At 43.5% G+C, this 16,458-nt stretch carries 14 protein-coding genes; 8 read left to right on the top strand and 6 right to left on the bottom strand.

Translation table 11 applies throughout. The annotated features are described in order from the left end of the window. The first annotated feature begins 257 nt into the window (after nt 1-257). A complete protein-coding gene (locus ACFSUO_RS01570; protein WP_382390382.1) occupies nt 258-1,418 on the top strand; it encodes a YkvI family membrane protein in 1,161 nt (386 codons plus the stop codon). A 153-nt stretch (nt 1,419-1,571) separates the two neighbouring features. Here ACFSUO_RS01570 and ACFSUO_RS01565 read toward each other — a convergent pair whose 3' ends face one another. Both ACFSUO_RS01565 and ACFSUO_RS01560 read right to left on the bottom strand, forming a co-directional pair. Beyond that, complete coding sequence (locus tag ACFSUO_RS01565) at nt 1,572-2,579, bottom strand: DUF3231 family protein (RefSeq protein ID WP_382390380.1); 1,008 nt, start codon at nt 2,577-2,579, stop codon at nt 1,572-1,574. A gap of 223 nt (nt 2,580-2,802) precedes the next feature. Next, complete coding sequence (locus ACFSUO_RS01560; protein WP_382390378.1) at nt 2,803-3,702, bottom strand: patatin-like phospholipase family protein; 900 nt, start codon at nt 3,700-3,702, stop codon at nt 2,803-2,805. Between the two features lie 263 nt (nt 3,703-3,965). Here ACFSUO_RS01560 and ACFSUO_RS01555 point away from each other — a divergent pair, with 263 nt between their 5' ends. The 3 genes from ACFSUO_RS01555 to ACFSUO_RS01545 all read left to right on the top strand — a co-directional run bounded on the left by ACFSUO_RS01555 (nt 3,966) and on the right by ACFSUO_RS01545 (nt 7,660). Then, entirely contained in the window at nt 3,966-4,715 is a 750-nt protein-coding gene (locus ACFSUO_RS01555) for a YqjF family protein (protein ID WP_382390376.1), read from the top strand. Nucleotides 4,716-4,852: 137 nt separating this feature from the next. Continuing rightward, nucleotides 4,853-6,445, top strand: coding sequence for a long-chain-fatty-acid--CoA ligase (locus ACFSUO_RS01550; RefSeq protein WP_382390374.1), 1,593 nt, complete (start codon nt 4,853-4,855; stop codon nt 6,443-6,445). An 84-nt stretch (nt 6,446-6,529) separates the two neighbouring features. Further along, nucleotides 6,530-7,660: a CaiB/BaiF CoA transferase family protein gene (locus ACFSUO_RS01545; protein ID WP_382390372.1), complete on the top strand. Its 1,131-nt coding sequence runs from the start codon at nt 6,530-6,532 to the stop codon at nt 7,658-7,660. Nucleotides 7,661-7,698: 38 nt separating this feature from the next. Here ACFSUO_RS01545 and sdhB read toward each other — a convergent pair whose 3' ends face one another. After that, nucleotides 7,699-8,472 carry a succinate dehydrogenase iron-sulfur subunit gene (gene sdhB, locus ACFSUO_RS01540; RefSeq protein ID WP_382390370.1) on the bottom strand — a complete coding sequence of 258 codons (774 nt, stop codon included), beginning with the start codon at nt 8,470-8,472 and terminating at the stop codon, nt 7,699-7,701. A 239-nt stretch (nt 8,473-8,711) separates the two neighbouring features. Here sdhB and ACFSUO_RS01535 point away from each other — a divergent pair, with 239 nt between their 5' ends. Next, nucleotides 8,712-9,410 carry an aspartate/glutamate racemase family protein gene (locus ACFSUO_RS01535; protein WP_382390368.1) on the top strand — a complete coding sequence of 233 codons (699 nt, stop codon included), beginning with the start codon at nt 8,712-8,714 and terminating at the stop codon, nt 9,408-9,410. A gap of 267 nt (nt 9,411-9,677) precedes the next feature. On the opposite strand, the gene ACFSUO_RS01530 is transcribed toward ACFSUO_RS01535, so the two are convergent. The 3 genes from ACFSUO_RS01530 to ACFSUO_RS01520 all read right to left on the bottom strand — a co-directional run bounded on the left by ACFSUO_RS01530 (nt 9,678) and on the right by ACFSUO_RS01520 (nt 13,303). Next, nucleotides 9,678-11,327: a hypothetical protein gene (locus tag ACFSUO_RS01530; RefSeq protein WP_382390366.1), complete on the bottom strand. Its 1,650-nt coding sequence runs from the start codon at nt 11,325-11,327 to the stop codon at nt 9,678-9,680. Then, nucleotides 11,320-12,075: an ABC transporter ATP-binding protein gene (locus tag ACFSUO_RS01525; protein WP_382390736.1), complete on the bottom strand. Its 756-nt coding sequence runs from the start codon at nt 12,073-12,075 to the stop codon at nt 11,320-11,322. The genes ACFSUO_RS01530 and ACFSUO_RS01525 overlap by 8 nt, the downstream gene beginning before the upstream one ends. A gap of 178 nt (nt 12,076-12,253) precedes the next feature. After that, nucleotides 12,254-13,303, bottom strand: coding sequence for a C45 family autoproteolytic acyltransferase/hydolase (locus ACFSUO_RS01520; RefSeq protein ID WP_382390734.1), 1,050 nt, complete (start codon nt 13,301-13,303; stop codon nt 12,254-12,256). A gap of 188 nt (nt 13,304-13,491) precedes the next feature. Between ACFSUO_RS01520 and ACFSUO_RS01515 the strand changes: the two genes are divergently transcribed. The 3 genes from ACFSUO_RS01515 to ACFSUO_RS01505 all read left to right on the top strand — a co-directional run bounded on the left by ACFSUO_RS01515 (nt 13,492) and on the right by ACFSUO_RS01505 (nt 16,433). Further along, nucleotides 13,492-14,976, top strand: coding sequence for a glycine betaine uptake BCCT transporter (locus tag ACFSUO_RS01515; protein WP_382390364.1), 1,485 nt, complete (start codon nt 13,492-13,494; stop codon nt 14,974-14,976). A 272-nt stretch (nt 14,977-15,248) separates the two neighbouring features. Beyond that, the gene (gene thpD, locus ACFSUO_RS01510; protein WP_382390362.1) at nt 15,249-16,145 is read left to right on the top strand and encodes an ectoine hydroxylase; all 897 of its coding nucleotides are present in this window, start codon (nt 15,249-15,251) and stop codon (nt 16,143-16,145) included. A gap of 45 nt (nt 16,146-16,190) precedes the next feature. Further along, nucleotides 16,191-16,433, top strand: a complete 243-nt coding sequence (locus ACFSUO_RS01505; protein ID WP_382390360.1) for a hypothetical protein — start codon at nt 16,191-16,193, stop codon at nt 16,431-16,433. Nucleotides 16,434-16,458 lie beyond the last annotated feature (25 nt).

Genomic DNA, 16,458 nt, shown 5'->3' with positions numbered 1-16,458 from the left:
AAGGTATAGTACGAATGACCAAGTGTATTTTCAGTTATAAGTTCGTATATTAAGCAAAAAAAGTATTTATAAAATTCACTCAAACGATAAAAAATTGCCCGGGAAATGATGTAAAATGTCAATGCTTAGATACCCCTTTGTTCAGAAATTATCCCGTACTAATAATCAAAATATATTTACAATTACAGTAAAATGAAATATGCTGGATATTAAGTGGGGCTGTTTCACTTTCATTCTCGATGGGGGAGGGTTTTTGTATGGCAGAACAAAGGAAAAACAGCTTTTTTGAAGGCGCTTTCGGGCGATTTGTGCTGCCGGGTATCATCATTCAGTCAACGCTGATTGGTGGTGGCTATGCAACAGGCCGTGAAGTTGTTTCTTACGGGGCAAAATTCGGAGCAATGGGCTGGATTGCTGGATTGACGATTGTGTTTGGCTTTGGACTGATGGCATTTTTGATGTTTGAAATTGCGCGCCGGTTCCGAGCGTATGACTATCGCAGTCTGGTGAAGCAGTTCTTGGGACCGTTCTGGTTTTTATATGATATTATTTACTTTTTGCTGGCAATCCTGATCATCTCGATTGTTATAGCAGCAACCGGATCGATACTGGAGAGTACACTGGGATTGAATTACTGGGTTGGTGTCGGTGTTATTGCCATACTGGCCGGAATTCTTAACTTTTATGGAACAAAATTGATTGAACGGTTTAAAACGGTGGGTACCACGGCGTTACTCGTTGCATACATTCTTTTTGCGATTTTGGTTATTTCCAGTTCGTGGGGCGAAATCACGAATGTGTTTGCGACAGGTGATACAAGTTTTGCCGGGGACTTTACCATTTGGTCGATTATTGGGGCAGGTATCATTTATGTTGGTTATAACCTTGCTGTTTATCCGGCAGCATTGTTCACAGTGAAGCGTCAGAAGTCTATTAAAGATACGCTGATAGGTGGTGCAGTTGCCGGCGTTCTAATGACGGTTCCGTGGTTTCTGACATATTTTGCATTAATGGGCTTTTATCCATCTGAGGCTGTTTTCACAGCTGAAGTCCCATGGCTTGAAATGCTGGATGGATACGGCTTATGGATAGGGATTATTTTTGGTATTGTCGTTGGCTGGACGCTGATTGAAACAGCAACCGGGATGATTCATGCATTCCTTGACCGTGTAAATCATAACCTTGAAGAGCTCGGAAAGGAACCGATGTCGAAGGGGATGGATGGAACAGTAGCGATTGTTGCATTGGTACTGTCTGCCATTCTGTCCAGCGTTGGCATAGACGGGCTTGTCTCCACAGGATACACCGTTCTCGGGTATGCGATGCTGATTGTCTATGGAATTCCAATCCTGCTAATCGGTTCGTACAAAATTGTTAAAGGCGTTAAAAGCGAAAAAAGCACGAAAATGAGTGCATGACGTAAGTGAACAGCCTCCGCTAATAAATCCCGAATATGTGGTTTTTAAAGCCTATATTCGGGTTTATATTTATCTAATGCTGATTTTTATGGCTAATAGGATTTTTATTCGGGATACCTAGTGATGTGGTTATGTGATAGTAGATCACTGCTTTTAATCGTTTGCTAATTCATCCCGGTCTCTGGCACGGGGTGGTTCTTCCATCCACCCATTATTTATCAGAATGTTCGCATCGTCCTCAGAGTATTTCAGAATTTCTTGGATAATCCGGTTATAATGCACGGTTAAATCACGTCTCATACTTGTGGATATACTTGTTCCGTAATACCCGACCCCTAGTGCAATTAGACCTGTGACGGTAAACATCATCAATTTATCGGATAAGGGTGAAACTTTGGATTCTGTTACATAGGTATCGGATGCCATTGGGACAGGAAGGTCATCTTCACGTAAAACCGAGCCAAAAATTTCGTTGTGTTTTGAAGCGATTTCCTTGCCCCGAACAAAAAATTGGGCAACTTTTTTTGATTCCGCGACCTGACTAAAACCGATCAATGTCGCTATCCCAAGTGAATTACGCTGAAAATTGGAATATAGATTCGTCATTTCCAATGAAAGGAGAGGCCTTCTTTCTCCAAACCATCCTGTAAGGAAACTTTGCTTTTTGACAAAATCCACCTTTTCGGGATACGGTATGTAAGGTGAACGGACATAAAGGCCTTTCGACAATAACGTGTTTTTTGCCATTGTATCCAGTTGAATCGCTTCCGTCAGGCATTGAGCATAGAACTCGTTAATATCTGATCGTACAGCTAAAGACTTTGAAACACTGTATGCATTGAGTGATATTTGCGCCATCTGATGCAAGAACATTAACATGTAGTTGTCAGAAAATAAGCGTGGGGCGTCTTTGTTTAAGTCCTGATTTTCCGAAAATCCCTGTGGTACCGGGTAATTCTCTTCATTATAAAGGGCATTAAGTTTTTGGATATGCGTTTGGGATAATTGTAAAGCATGTTCTAAAATTGGGCGAACGTCGGGGTCTTCAACGGTTGCTAAAAAATGCTTTATCATGCAAATAGATGCGGTATCATTTATATAAGAAGTCCAAAGCTGTGAAAGCTCTGCGGAAGTCAGTTTTATGTTCTGTTCAGTATCCACGGTAGTCAAGCCTCCATTTAATCTCTATCCTTATCTCTTATTAATTGCCCTCTATTGTATTAATTATTCTTACCCGGGTAGGGAACAGTCGATTTGTTTTCACATAAGGATACTGAATCTTGTCTTGGTTTTTTGTAAAAACATAAAACCATCCGAACGTATATATTTACCGGAAAAACGTCTGAAGCAGCCTGGGAAAGGCTGCTTCAGACGTAAGGCTCGATCAAGATGGGACAACACCATCTTTTATATATGTTGAGGGTTTTTCCGAGCTTTTCAGGAAGTTTTGCAATGCCTCGAAATTCTTTTCTGCTTCCTGATAGCCTTGCTGGTACAGAATTTCCAATTTTTGGCCGTTCTTTTCGATTCGGCTGGCTGCCAGTGGCTCCTCGGGCTGTATCATGAACACTTCATTGCGCTGTTCCATTTCTAAAAGCTTTCTCATTGTTTGGTTATAGCTTAAATGACGGTTGCGCAGTAATTGAATGAGTTCGGGTTTATTTTTGAAGAATCGCCTGAAGAACCAGTTTAATTTGGTTGCCTTTTTTCGATAGCCTTTATTACGCGTGAGGATGACGACGTGCTTTTTCAAACCGCGTTCGATCAAAGGGTTAATCGGTATCGGATCGGAAATACCGCCATCCATCAGCTGCTTGCCCTGATACTCGATACTGGGTGCGAGCACTGGCAAGGAACAGGAGGCACGGATAACCTGAAGCAAGTTATTTTTTTCGGTGAATGTATCATGGAAGAGGGGGCGTCCCGTGTTTATATCTGTTGTGCCGACAATGAACCTGGCGTTCGTCTGTAAAAATGATGCAAAATCGATTGGGAACTGTTCATTGGCAAGCTTCTCAAAAATAAAGTCCATGCTGAATAATTCTTTTTTCTGGAGCATGCGTTTAAATGAAATGACGTCCGGATTTTTCCCAAGTGCTTCAAGCAGCTGATAATTTCGTTCGCGCTGTTTGGCAACATAGGAACTTCCGATGAGTGCTCCTGCTGATGCTGTTGCGACAAATGGGAATTCCAGCTGCCGGTCCAGAAAATAGTCAAGAACACCAACCGTGAATGCACATCTCATGCCGCCGCCTTCCAACATAAGGCCTGCATTGTATTCCAATTTCCTACACTTCCTTTTTCTCAGATAAGAACCATTATAGCAGGGGACGCCGAAGACGAACAATTTATTGGACTGGGGGGAGGGATGAGCCTATAAAACCGCTGATGAAAAACTATTATGAACATATGAATCGCATTATTCTGTATGTATATGCAAATTGACCGGCATATATGAACTAAAAAAATACTCAATCCTTGCAATACCGTACTTGATGCTGTGCATATTAAAAGGTACAGTACATAAGTACATTTTAAGGAGTAAACATGATAAATAATATTTTAAAGAGTACCAGCCACCGGGAATATCCGCTTCCTAAAGGCCCGTGGATCATGATGCAGGAATGGGAGCATTTACTGTTTATGCATTGGCCAGTTTCACCGCACAAACTGAAACCCTATCTTCCGCCTGGGTTGGAACTGGATACGTATGATGGGGATGCATGGATTAGCATTATTCCATTTCAAGTCAGCAATGTACGTTTGCGAAAAATACCACCAATTCCATTTTTCAGACCCTTTTTGGAAATAAATGTACGGACGTATGTGAAACGGAATGGTGTGCGGGGAGTCTATTTTTTCGGTCTGGATGCCAATAAGCTGTTGGCTGTACTCGGTGCAAGAATGGCAACATTGCCGTACTTCTATTCTAAGATGTCCATGGCCAAGATAAATGGATCTTTTTATTATGATAGTGCTCGAAGTGGAAGAAATTCTGCCATTTTTCAAGCAAGTTATCAGCCAATCGGGGATCCTTATTATCCTGAAAAAAAGAGTCTTTCTTCCTGGCTGCTGGAGCGGTACTTTCTGTGGTCTTATAAATATGGAGCGCTTTTCCGGGGTGGGATTCATCATAGGAAATGGGAACTCCAGGATGCTAGGGTAAATTTGAAGGAACAGTCATTAACATCCTTTTTGCCCAGTGATTTATTAGAAACAGCCCCGTCGTTAGTGCATTATGCGACATCTAAAACTGCGCTCAATTGGATGATACGGAAAGAAGGGACAGATAGTTAGGAAGGGGAAAAATCTCATGTTGATTATCCGTCGAATATTTTGGAATATTTTAATGAATACTATTGCAATCGCATATATAATTTTCGTACAATATAGAATATATAGGGAACCCCAAAACAAAAAGGAGTTGGATGATGATGTTTTCCCCACTAACCCCACTGGATTGGAAGCGCAGGGCGGTCAAATATTATCCGGAAAAAATAGCAGTTATTGATGACAATAAACAGTTTACGTACAAAGAATTTGGTGAGCGGACAGACCGGCTTTCTATAGCATTGCAGGAGGCGGGCATTCATAAAGGTGACCATGTTGCAGTGATGCTGCCGAATACGCATTATATGCTGGAGTGTTTTTATGGGATTAGCCAGCTTGGTGCTGCGATGGTGCCGCTGAATTATCGTCTGAAAGCGGAAGACTTGGAATACATTATTCGGCACAGCGATGCCAAAATGCTAATCGTTGATGAAGAATTTAGTGGCCCGATTGAGGAGATTGTGGATAATCTGGCTTTGGAACAGATTGTGATTGTATCAGTGGACGGGCATGAAACGTCGTTAAGAGGGGTGGATTATGAAGCATTCCTCGAACACGTCCCGGAAAATGCGGCACCACCCGAAGTTGAGATTGATGAAAATCAGCTTCTTACATTGAATTACACAAGTGGAACTACGTCGAATCCGAAGGGCGTGATGCTGTCCCATCGCAGCAATTACTTGAACGCGGCCAATTTTATGTATCATCTCGGCGTCAGTCATGATGATGTCTATCTTCATACATTGCCAATGTTTCATGCGAATGGCTGGGGTGGTGTCTGGGCTATCACAGCTGCAGGCGCTACTCATGTATGTCTGCGCAAGGTTGATCCGCCGCATATTCTTGATTTGTTTGAGGACAAAAATATTTCGCTTTTATGTGGTGCGCCAACAGTAATAAATATGCTGGTGAATGAACCGAAAGCGAAGGAGACATCTATCAGTACCAGTCCGCGCATGGCGACTGCCGGAGCACCTCCAGCAGCAGCGCTTATTCAGAAAGCGCAGGATTTGCTTGGGTTAAATATGATTCATGTCTACGGGCTGACGGAAACATCGCCATTCATTCTTTACTGTGAGTGGAAAAAAGACTTTGTTTCTAAATCAGCAGATGAGCAAGCGGCCATTAAGGCAAGACAAGGGATTGAGCTGGCCTTTAACGGAGAAACAAAAGTCATCCATCCAGACGGAGAAGAAGTTGCCTGGGACGGAAAAGAATTGGGCGAAATTATTACCCGTGGAAACGTCGTTATGGATGGGTATTACAAGGATTCGGAAAAGACAGAAGCAGCCATTAAGGATGGATGGTTCCACACCGGCGACCTGGCAGTAACGCATCCGGACGGATATATTGAAATCCGGGATCGTGCCAAAGATTTAATTATTTCCGGCGGTGAAAATATTTCATCCACCGAAGTAGAAGGCGTGCTGTTCAAACACCCGGATGTTGTGGAGGCTGCCGTTATTTCCATCCCGCATGAAAAATGGGGCGAGGTACCTAAAGCAATTATTGTGTTGAATGAGGGAGCAGCTGTGACAGAGAAAGAGATCATAGACTATTGTCGCTCCAGTCTGGCTCATTTCAAAGCTCCTAAAGCAGTTGAATTTGTGGATTCACTTCCGAAAACAGCAACAGGAAAACTGCAAAAGTTTCGCTTAAGAGAAATGCATTGGGATGGCCCGAAAAAAGTGAATTGAGAAGGGACGGTCCGCGGTTTCCGTAATAATAATTCATTCGCAAAGACCTAAATAAAAAAATGACGAGACAAGGGAGGGAGCGTTTTGCCGCTGACATCCGTCCGTGTTCTTGATTTAACCCGGCTGCTTCCAGGTCCATATTGTACGATGCTGCTGGCTGATTTTGGGGCAGAAGTGATTAAAGTGGAAGACCCGGCAGTTGGTGATTATGCCAGGTATTACGAACCAAAAGTGGACGAGAATAGTGCGATGTTCCATTCACTCAATCGAAACAAAAAAAGCATTTGCCTTGATTTAAAATCCGCAGAAGGGAAAGAGGACTTTTTGCGGATGGCTGCTGATGCGGATGTGGTTGTGGAGTCATTTCGCCCGGGGGTCATGGAGCGGCTGGGGCTTAGTTATGACGATCTGAAGCAGGTTAATCCCCGGCTCATTTATTGTGCGGTTACCGGCTATGGCCAAACCGGACCATATGCAAATGAACCTGGTCATGACATTAACTATTTAAGTTTCGCCGGCTTGCTTTATTTAATGGGCGAAAAAGATGAAAAACCGGTTGTCCCCGCAGCACAAATAGCTGATATTGGCGGTGGTGCTCTTCCGGCTACTGTTGGTATCTTACTTGCTTTATTGGAGAGGAAAGATTCTGGAAGGGGGCAGTTTGTCGATATTTCCATGTTGGATGGAGTCATTTCATGGCTCCAAACGCTGCTCCCTAGCTACTTGTCCGGTGGTAATAATCCGGAAAGAGGACAGCAAATGCTGAATGGTGGCAGAGCCTGTTATGCCGTTTATGAAACAAAGGATGAGCGCTTCCTTGCTGTCGGCGCACTTGAGGCAAAGTTTTGGGAAGCCTTTTGCCATGTCATCGGCCGAAGTGACTTTATACCGCTGTTAGGGGCGCCACTCCAAGAACAGTACCGTTTAAAATACGAGATTCAAACGATTATTTCCCGGAAAACGCAAGCTGAATGGCTTGAGTTATTTTCGGAAGTGGAGGCCTGTGTGTCGCCAGTACTGACGTTTGATGAAATGGTTCAGCACCCACAAGTTAACGCGCGTGAGATGATTCAGTCGATGAACCATTCGTCATTAGGTACTGTAAACCAGATTGGAACGCCGATTAAGTTATCCGAAACACCTGGTAAAGTTTATGGACAGGCACCAAAACTTGGGGAACATACAAATGAACTTAAAGAAGCAAATAGAACGTAAACCATAAATGAAAAATAAGCAGCCTGGGCAAGGGCTGCTTAATAATTGTCACTTCCAAAAAAGCTTTTAAAGGATTGGAGGGTGGCTTCCCGGTTGACTGCTCCGATGGAAGTTGTAATCGGAATACCCTTGGGACAAACCTGCACACAGTTTTGGGAATTACCGCACCCTTGCAGACCGCCATCTTCCATAAACGATTCAATCCGGTCCCCTTTGTTCATCTCACCGGTTGGATGGGCATTCTTAAGTCGTACTTGAGGAAACACAAATGGCCCCATAAATTCACTTTTATCGTTGACATTCGGGCATGCTTCGAGACAGACTCCACAAGTAAAACATTTGGACAGTTCATAGGCCATCAGGCGCTTATTTTCATTCATGCGCGGACCAGGGCCAATGTCGTATGTGCCGTCAATCGGTATCCATGCTTTGACTTGCTTGAGAGAATCAAACATGCTTTCCCTGTCAATGATGAGATCCCGCACAACAGGAAATGTCCGCATTGGCTGCAGCCGGATGGGCTGTTCCAGTTCATCAACCAGTGTGGAACAAGCCTGACGCGGTACATCATTAATTACCATGGAACATATCCCGCACACTTCTTCAAGGCAGCTCATTTCCCATTGTACGGGCAATGTTTTTTCCCCTTTTTTGTTTACCGGATTTTCTCGGATGGACATCAGGGCTGAAATAACATTCATATTTGGCCGGTAAGGCACAGTAAATTCTTCCTTATAGGCTTCTGAATCCGGAGCTTCCTGCCGTTCAATAATTAGATGAATAGTATCCGTTTTTTCCTTTGTTGCTGACATCTTTTTCACCTTCCTGTCAAGTTTTTCCGCGGCTAGTAAACGATTGATAGATGATTCTCTCCATAGTATTGGAAAAAATATTTATTCTATACAGCTTGGAAACAGATTAAGAAATCGCAGTGAATGCTTATTTGATTTGAATATTGGACAGTGTATGGCTGTTCTTTTTCCAGCCATATGTGGTATGTTGGTAATAGGGCATTTTTCCTATGAAAATACTAGGGAAAGGGTGGAGGAGTATGAAACAAGCAGGTATTGTTGGTGGATTGGGACCAGAATCCACGGTTGATTACTATCAGTCATTCATCCAAAAATACCAGCAACGAATGAACAGCAAACAGACACTTCCGGAGATTTTTATTAACAGCATCAATATGTATAATATTTTCCAGTATATCAGTGAAGACCGGCTGGATGATTTGGCTGATTATGTCGGCGGGGCGGCACAGCAACTGGAAACGATCGGGGCGGATTTTGTTATAGTTGCAGCAAATACGCCGCATATTGTGTTTGACGAAGTTCGGAAAAAAGTAAATGTCCCGATGATCAGCATTGTGGAAGCGACATTGGATCAGGCTGACGAACTGGGGTTGGAGCGCCTTGGACTGCTTGGGACCAAATTTACGATGGAACATGACTTTTTTAAACAACCATTTGTGTCGGCCAATAAAAAGATCGTTGTTCCAAGTGAAGACGAACAGCAGCTGCTGCATCAAAAAATTGTGGATGAACTGGAAAATGGTATTGTGAAAGAAGAAACGAAAGAAATTTTCCTGAGGATTACGAACCAGATGATCGAGGAAGAACAGCTGGACGGTCTGATTCTTGGATGTACAGAACTGCCGATGATCCTGGGGGTAGACGATTTCGAAATCGCCCTATTGAACACGACGGACATTCACGTTAGTAAAATGATCGACGCAACATTTTCAGACTGAGAAACATTCGGTCTTAGCGTGTGGTGTGGCAACTCGAGCGGGAGCAGCCGGAACTCGAGCGGGAGCGCCCGGAACTCGAGCGGGAAGCGGCCCAACTCGAGCGAAAGCGGGGTGAACTCGAGCGAGAGCGCCCGGAACTTGAGCGGGAGCAGCCGGAACTCGAGCGAGAACGCCCGGAACTCGAGCGGGAGGCGTGGCAACTCGAGCGACAGCTGTCCCAATTCAAAAACGGAGCTCTGTCACCAACAAGAGCTCCGTTCAATTTTTTTATGCCTGGTTTTGCAGCTGATAAGCGCTATTCTTAGGAAAAGCCACAAACCAGCTAACAATCGTCACAATCAATAACACACCAAGATAAATATAAATTCCATTGCTGAATGATAAGGCGATAAAATGGATGAGTGCGAATAGTCCCGCAAGGAGTGTCAGTAAAATATTCATCCCTGTATTCATGTCCTGTGCTAATTCGAACGACTGGCTAAACGGATAGGTCCCCTTATTCAGTAGTTTATACGAAATAATTGTATGCAGACATCCCGCCAATAACACAACAGCCAAATCTGGTATAATTTTTACAGAAAAAATAACTGTAAACACTGTACCTAATACAATGAATATAGGCAGGTACAATTTTACCAGGAATGCCTTTATCGTCCCACGGTGAAGTGAAGCCAAATCCCTAATTGGTGCGGCGCGAAAAATCCAGCTGCCTTTAAAGTTTTCCGAGTATTTCAGCATATGAATGACCGTTGGAATCATGATACTGCTGAAATAGATGGTTAAGTACGTTTTGCCTTGCCCCACATCAGAAAATGAACCATCACTGAACGAATTGAACAAAAAGATAAATGGGAAAATAAACGCTATTCCCAGTGATGGATACACCTTTAATTTAAACTCCCTTTCTTTCTTCATCATCAAGGATGCAAACTGAAAGAAGATGCGTTCTTCCCGGTTGAAACAGACCATTCGGGCCAACAGCTGATTAGGCCTGATTAATTTCTTTTTATTTTTCCGGGAATCATTCAATAACTTTTCCAAGTTTCGCTCAAAGGAAGACATTAGCCGGGAGTAAATGATAATGGAGATAACCGGAACGAATAAAGCTGCCAATGACAAAAAGATGATGCCGCTGGATGCATTTTTCCCTAGAAACCATTCAAATGGTGCTCCGAACCAAATTGGCGGTAGAAACAAGTGCCACCAGCTAAACGTATAGGAAACCGTTAAATCGATAATCTCAAAGGAGCGAGCCAGCAGCTGATATCCCACAACAATTCCAACGGATAAAAGAATCTGGACATAATTGATGATATCCTTCAATTGTTCCCCGCTGAAAACCTGCAGTGTAAAAATGTAGGTGAGTGCTGTCAGGGCAATGATAAAGAAAACATTAAGGACAAGAATCGCTAAAAATAGGAGCGAAAACACAATACCTTTCTTGATTATCATAACAACGAATGGGACGGCAAGAAGCGCTCCGGTCACGAGCGTCATATAGATACTGACGTGAACCATTTTGGCAGCACTGATTGTTTTTTTGCTCACTGGTTTTGTACCAATAATATTTTTGTCCCTGACATCCAAGAGGACGGATGTAAAATCAGAAATCATGGATGTCATCAGGAAAAACATTATGATTCCGAACATAAGGCTCATCTGCAGCATATAGTGATCGCCCAGAAATAGAAAAGGAATCAGGATCAGTCCGTAAAATCCGTACAGCCATAAGGACTTTAGAAATTGATTGCCTTCTTTCTTTTTTGATGACTCCATGTTGAAAATGGTTGGAACACGTCGTTGGTCCATGGTTAATTTCAACTGGAGGATTTTTCGCAGGTCATCGTAATCAATTCCGAGCCGCTTAAATACAAATTGGCATTTATCAAGGAGTTGCAGTGACCGAAAATCATTCATTGCTGTATCCTCCATTAACAATGCCTACAAAACTTCCGGCAACATCTTTATGTTCGTCAAATCCTGTCAGCTGATTAAATATTTCCTCCAGTGTTCCTTCCTTATTTTGCTCTCGCAGTTCCTCAAAGCTGCCGTCTGCTTTGACTTCCCCGTCCAGCAACAGTACAATCCGGTTACTGATTTTCTCGACAACGTCCATGATGTGCGAGGAATAGAAAATTGTTTTCCCCTGCGCGGCGAGCTGGGAAAGAATTTCTTTAATGATCATGACACTATTGGCATCCAATCCATTTAACGGTTCATCCAAAAAGAGTAAGTCAGGGTCATGCAGCAGGCTTGATATAATTAAAACCTTTTGCCGCATCCCTTTGGAGAAAGAAGAAAGCCGTGTATTAAATACATTCTCCATTTCAAATTCATTCATTAATTGTCGTGCTTTTTCTTCGGCTTCTTCCTTGACCAAACCGTAGAGTTCACCAATGAAGGTTAGATATTCGTTTGCTGTGAGGTTATCATATATTTCCGCGTTCTCGGGCACATAGCCAATTTTTCGCTTATATGTATGGTCACCGGCTGCGATGTTTTGCCCAAAAATTTCTACCGTTCCCTGATAATCTTCCATTAAGCCAAGCATTATCTTCACAGTTGTACTTTTCCCTGCACCATTAGGGCCAATATAGCCAATAATCTGTCCCTGGTATACATCTAAATTGATGCCATTCAAGACACGTTTGCCACCCAAGTTCATCGTTAAATCAGTAAGAGCTAATATTCTTTCAGCCAAATATAATCCCCCTCTCAACAAAATAATATAACTATTCTAACATATTTTGGGAAATTACAGGGAAGGTGGATGCAGTATTTTCAGGTAAAAAACACCTTTATCAGTGAAAGTTTGTTCAAGATAAAGGTGCCATATGGAGCGTTTACAGTAATTCCATGTTCACAAATGGTGATTTATGATCAAGTTCGCCCTTGATCCGTGTGGCATGTATTTTTTCTCCTTGCAGCCACGACGCAAAATCAAAAATAACCGGCTTGCGGTCCGATCCCATCGCAAACCATGCTTTCATCTGGTTCGGGAAGTAAGCAGCTGTATGGAGTGTGCCGGCCGATGCGTCATATTTTTTTGAAAAAACGTCTTTATCTGTATCATTCATGATCCTAAAAGCCTGATAGGCATCCGTTGCGTGCTGCTGCTGCTTTTGAATGGTTTCCTCCCGTCGGCGGGAGTCTTCCTGGCGGTAACGGTTTTCCTTATCCAACAGATGAAAGTGATTTGTGCAAACATTGGATTTCCGTGCTGCAACTTCCCTTGGTGAAGCTTCCACGACGTACGATTCTCCATTTCGGTCTAATAGAACATAACTGAATGAGTGGCGATGCGGGATTTTTTTCAATAAAGCGATGGCTTCATGGACATTTGCACATGTTTCGAGGGTGATTCGCCCAATCATATTGCACAGAAAACCATCACTGGCTTGTTTGCGGTGGGTAAAGTTATAGCCCATCACGAGACCTTTTTCATTCATCCCGTCAATCCGGCCGGTGATCTGCATGGACGGGCCGATGACAGCATAGCCCCGGTCGGACGGCTGGAATATCATGTACCGCCCTTCGTAGGAAGCCGGATGGCTGTCATAGTTGCGTATCATGTAATCGGAGCTGGTGAGAATGGAACATCCACTAAGGCCGTACTCCAAATAGTATCCTCCAAATTCCCGGATGGCATCTTCCATTGTCATGTTGAGTGCGTCACGGAGACCAAGCAGTTCGTCCCAAATGGCTGGGGCAAATTGCATAATTAATTCCTGCGCGGTTTTCGCATCGATCAGGAAGTGACGATCTTTTTTGGGTCCCCATAGTTTTTGACGGTTCGGCAGGATAGGGGAATGCTTGAGCATGTCACCCTGCATATAACCAAAGTTGTAATGGGTTCCTCTGTATTGGATAACGTCGCTGTATACGTGCTTCATAGATGTCATGCCTCTTTCCGTTATGCTAATGACAGTGTACGTCATTTGCCCTGCAATTCAAATAATCTGCATGGACGGACAGTTGGACAATGGACCACGTCCCGTTGTATAGAATGGCGGGACAATGAAAAACTAATGATGCATGAGATGTTCGCAGGGAATTATTTTATCAGGAGGTTTTAGGTGTTATGAAAAAGGTGACGGTTGTTTTTTGGATTACGCTGGCCATTACAGTTGGTTTATCTATATTGGGGGTTGTTGCGCCGGGTCAGTTTGAAGATATTTCGGCCGCGGTGATGGGGTATATATCTGACAAGTTCGGCTGGTACTATTTGCTGATTGTAACACTGTTTATTTTATTTTGCTTGTATTTGGCGTTTAGTCCGTACGGCAAAATCAGACTGGGGAAGGCCGGGGAAAAGCCGGAGTTCAGCTATTCGTCATGGCTTTCTATGCTATTCAGTGCTGGTATGGGAATTGGGCTTGTATTCTATGGTGTCGCGTCCCCGGTATCCCATTATGCCAAACACCCCCCGACGGCTGAACCTGGTACAACGGAGGCGATGGAAGAGGCCCTGCGTGTTACATTCTTTCACTATGGGGTTCATGCATGGGCCATTTATGCAGTTATTGCATTGGTATTGTCTTACTTTATGTTTCGCCATGAAAAGCCGGGGTTGGTCAGTGCGTCACTGGAGCCTCTGTTTGGTAAAAGCATGAAAGGGTTCGCCGGTAAAGTTATTGATGTTATCGCCGTCTTTGCAACCATTGTTGGGGTTGCTACGACACTTGGGTTTGGTGCGACACAAATTAATGGCGGTATCGCTTATCTATTTGATATACCGATTTCCTTCTGGGTACAGTTGGTTATTATTCTGATTGTGACTGTTTTATTTATGATTTCGACATATACCGGATTGAGCAAGGGCATTAGATATTTGAGTAATGCTAATATGGGCTTAGCTGCGGCACTATTCCTGTTCACATTAATTCTTGGTCCGACACTATATATTTTCAATTCATTAATCGATACGGTTGGGGAGTATATCCAGCAATTGCCTCGGGAAAGTTTCCGATTGGCGCCTAACGACGAAGACCAGCGGCAATGGGTGCTTGATTGGACTGTGTTTTTCTGGGCTTGGTGGCTTGCTTGGGCGCCATTTGTTGGTATATTCATTGCGCGGGTTTCAAAAGGACGCACGATACGAGAGTTCATATCCGGTGTGTTAATTGTACCTACCGTTGTTAGTTTTATATGGTTTTCCACGTTCGGTGTTTCCGGTATTGAAGCACAAAATAATGGCGCGGATATTGCTGGATTACCTAAAGAGCAGGCCTTATTTGCGATGTTTGATCAATTTCCACTGAGCATGGTGTTGTCCGTATTGGGGATTCTCTTGATTAGTACATTCTTTATTACTTCTGCCGACTCAGCTACTTTTGTTCTGGGCATGCAGACGACCAACGGATCCATGTCGCCGCCGACAAAGGTGAAATTCACATGGGGGCTGGCTCAGTCCACCATCGCAGCCGTTCTGCTATATACAGGTGGACTACAGGCATTGCAAAATGCGCTAATTTCAGCAGCACTGCCATTTTCTTTTATTATGCTGCTAATGATTGCTTCTTTTTATAAAGCATTGAAAAAGGATAAAGAGAAAAATTGGTCCTAAATGAAAAGACGGACTGTCCAGGTTGTATCGTGTGAATCCAATCGGCCTGGGCAGTTTTTTATCGCATGCGCGATTACTTAAGGAAATTTGCAAAAATAAGCTTATCATAGTACACTTTGTTATTACAGGGCAATTGGTAATTATTTTTAAATTAGGAAATTAGTTTTAAACTTTAGAGAAAGGTGTCGTTTTACATACGCAGGGAAGTTTCCCGGCTTACCAGGGAACTGAACAATAGATCCAACAAAAGTGAAAAAAGGGGGAGTGTTAGAATGGAAGATCTCTATCCTTCAAGAAAAAAGGACCAGCCGGAAATTTTGGAACGGAAGGATCCTGTGATACACACAGATCGATCCCAGGATAATCAGGCCCCTGTTTCAAAAGAACAGCTTGATTCCTACGAACGAAATGGGTTTTTGCAAATTGAAAACTTTTTCTCCGATGAAGAAGTGAAAGGTATGCAGGAAGCCATTTTTGAATTGCAGGATTCGAACAGGGATGTCACTTCCGATAAAGTAATCCGTGAACCGGAAAGTGATAACATTCGTTCTATTTTTCACGTGCATAAGGACGACAACTACTTCAAAGACGTAGCAAACGATCAGCGGATACTCGACATCGTCAACCATCTGCTGGGAAGCGATGTCTATATACATCAGTCCCGGATTAATTATAAACCGGGTTTCAAAGGGAAGGAATTCGATTGGCATTCTGATTTTGAAACATGGCATGTAGAAGACGGCATGCCAAGGATGCGGGCCGTCAGCCTGTCCATTGCACTGTCCGACAACTATACGTTTAACGGGCCTTTGATGCTTATACCGAGGTCCCAGAATTATTATGTCAGCTGTGTTGGGGAAACACCGGATAATAATTATAAGGAGTCACTTAAAAAACAAAAAGTCGGTGTTCCGGATGAAGACAGTTTGCGCTGGCTCGCCGAAACAGGAGGCGGCATTTCCGTGCCAACCGGGAAAGCAGGTTCGATTACACTGTTTGAATGCAACACCATGCACGGATCAACGAGTAACATCACGCCGTATCCGCGCAACAATTTATTCATGGTGTATAATAGTGTACAGAACCGTCTGGCCGAACCATTCTCCGGCGGTAAAAAACGGCCGGAATATATCGCAGTAAGGGAAAGCGGTATTCTGACAACAAGTTAATGAAATGAACAGCCGGGAAACTTTCCTGACTGATCAGAACCGGCATTGATGCTGATGCGGTCGCTCCTGGGTGCTGACCTTGGGGTGGCCGCTTTAATTTTATCACGCATTGAAGTTTCACTTTATGATAAAGGTTTTTCGCTAGTGGGGGAGGCGATTTCGTTTCGAATACCAGCTGGATGCTGGAGATATCAACCGGATAGGGGAGGAAATCAACCGGACAATGGCGACTATCAACCCGTTTATGGTCGATATCAACCGGTTAACGCGGTTATCAACCAGTTGTAATCAACTATCAACCGGTCCACGGTGA

This window comes from Lentibacillus juripiscarius (genome assembly GCF_042685205.1).
GTDB lineage: Bacteria > Bacillota > Bacilli > Bacillales > Amphibacillaceae > Lentibacillus > Lentibacillus juripiscarius.
The sequence above is the reverse complement of the archived record's forward strand: the minus strand, read 5'-3'. Positions and strand labels throughout refer to the sequence as shown.

Coding starts and splice junctions, on each gene's coding strand:
- ACFSUO_RS01570 (WP_382390382.1), top strand. CDS start 258: ATGGCAGAACAAAGGAAAAACAGCTTTTTTGAAGGCGCTTTCGGGCGA.
- ACFSUO_RS01515 (WP_382390364.1), top strand. CDS start 13,492: ATGAAAAAGGTGACGGTTGTTTTTTGGATTACGCTGGCCATTACAGTT.
- ACFSUO_RS01530 (WP_382390366.1), bottom strand. CDS start 11,327: ATGAATGATTTTCGGTCACTGCAACTCCTTGATAAATGCCAATTTGTA.
- ACFSUO_RS01555 (WP_382390376.1), top strand. CDS start 3,966: ATGATAAATAATATTTTAAAGAGTACCAGCCACCGGGAATATCCGCTT.
- ACFSUO_RS01535 (WP_382390368.1), top strand. CDS start 8,712: ATGAAACAAGCAGGTATTGTTGGTGGATTGGGACCAGAATCCACGGTT.
- sdhB (WP_382390370.1), bottom strand. CDS start 8,472: ATGTCAGCAACAAAGGAAAAAACGGATACTATTCATCTAATTATTGAA.
- ACFSUO_RS01550 (WP_382390374.1), top strand. CDS start 4,853: ATGTTTTCCCCACTAACCCCACTGGATTGGAAGCGCAGGGCGGTCAAA.
- ACFSUO_RS01525 (WP_382390736.1), bottom strand. CDS start 12,075: ATGAACTTGGGTGGCAAACGTGTCTTGAATGGCATCAATTTAGATGTA.
- ACFSUO_RS01520 (WP_382390734.1), bottom strand. CDS start 13,303: ATGAAGCACGTATACAGCGACGTTATCCAATACAGAGGAACCCATTAC.
- thpD (WP_382390362.1), top strand. CDS start 15,249: ATGGAAGATCTCTATCCTTCAAGAAAAAAGGACCAGCCGGAAATTTTG.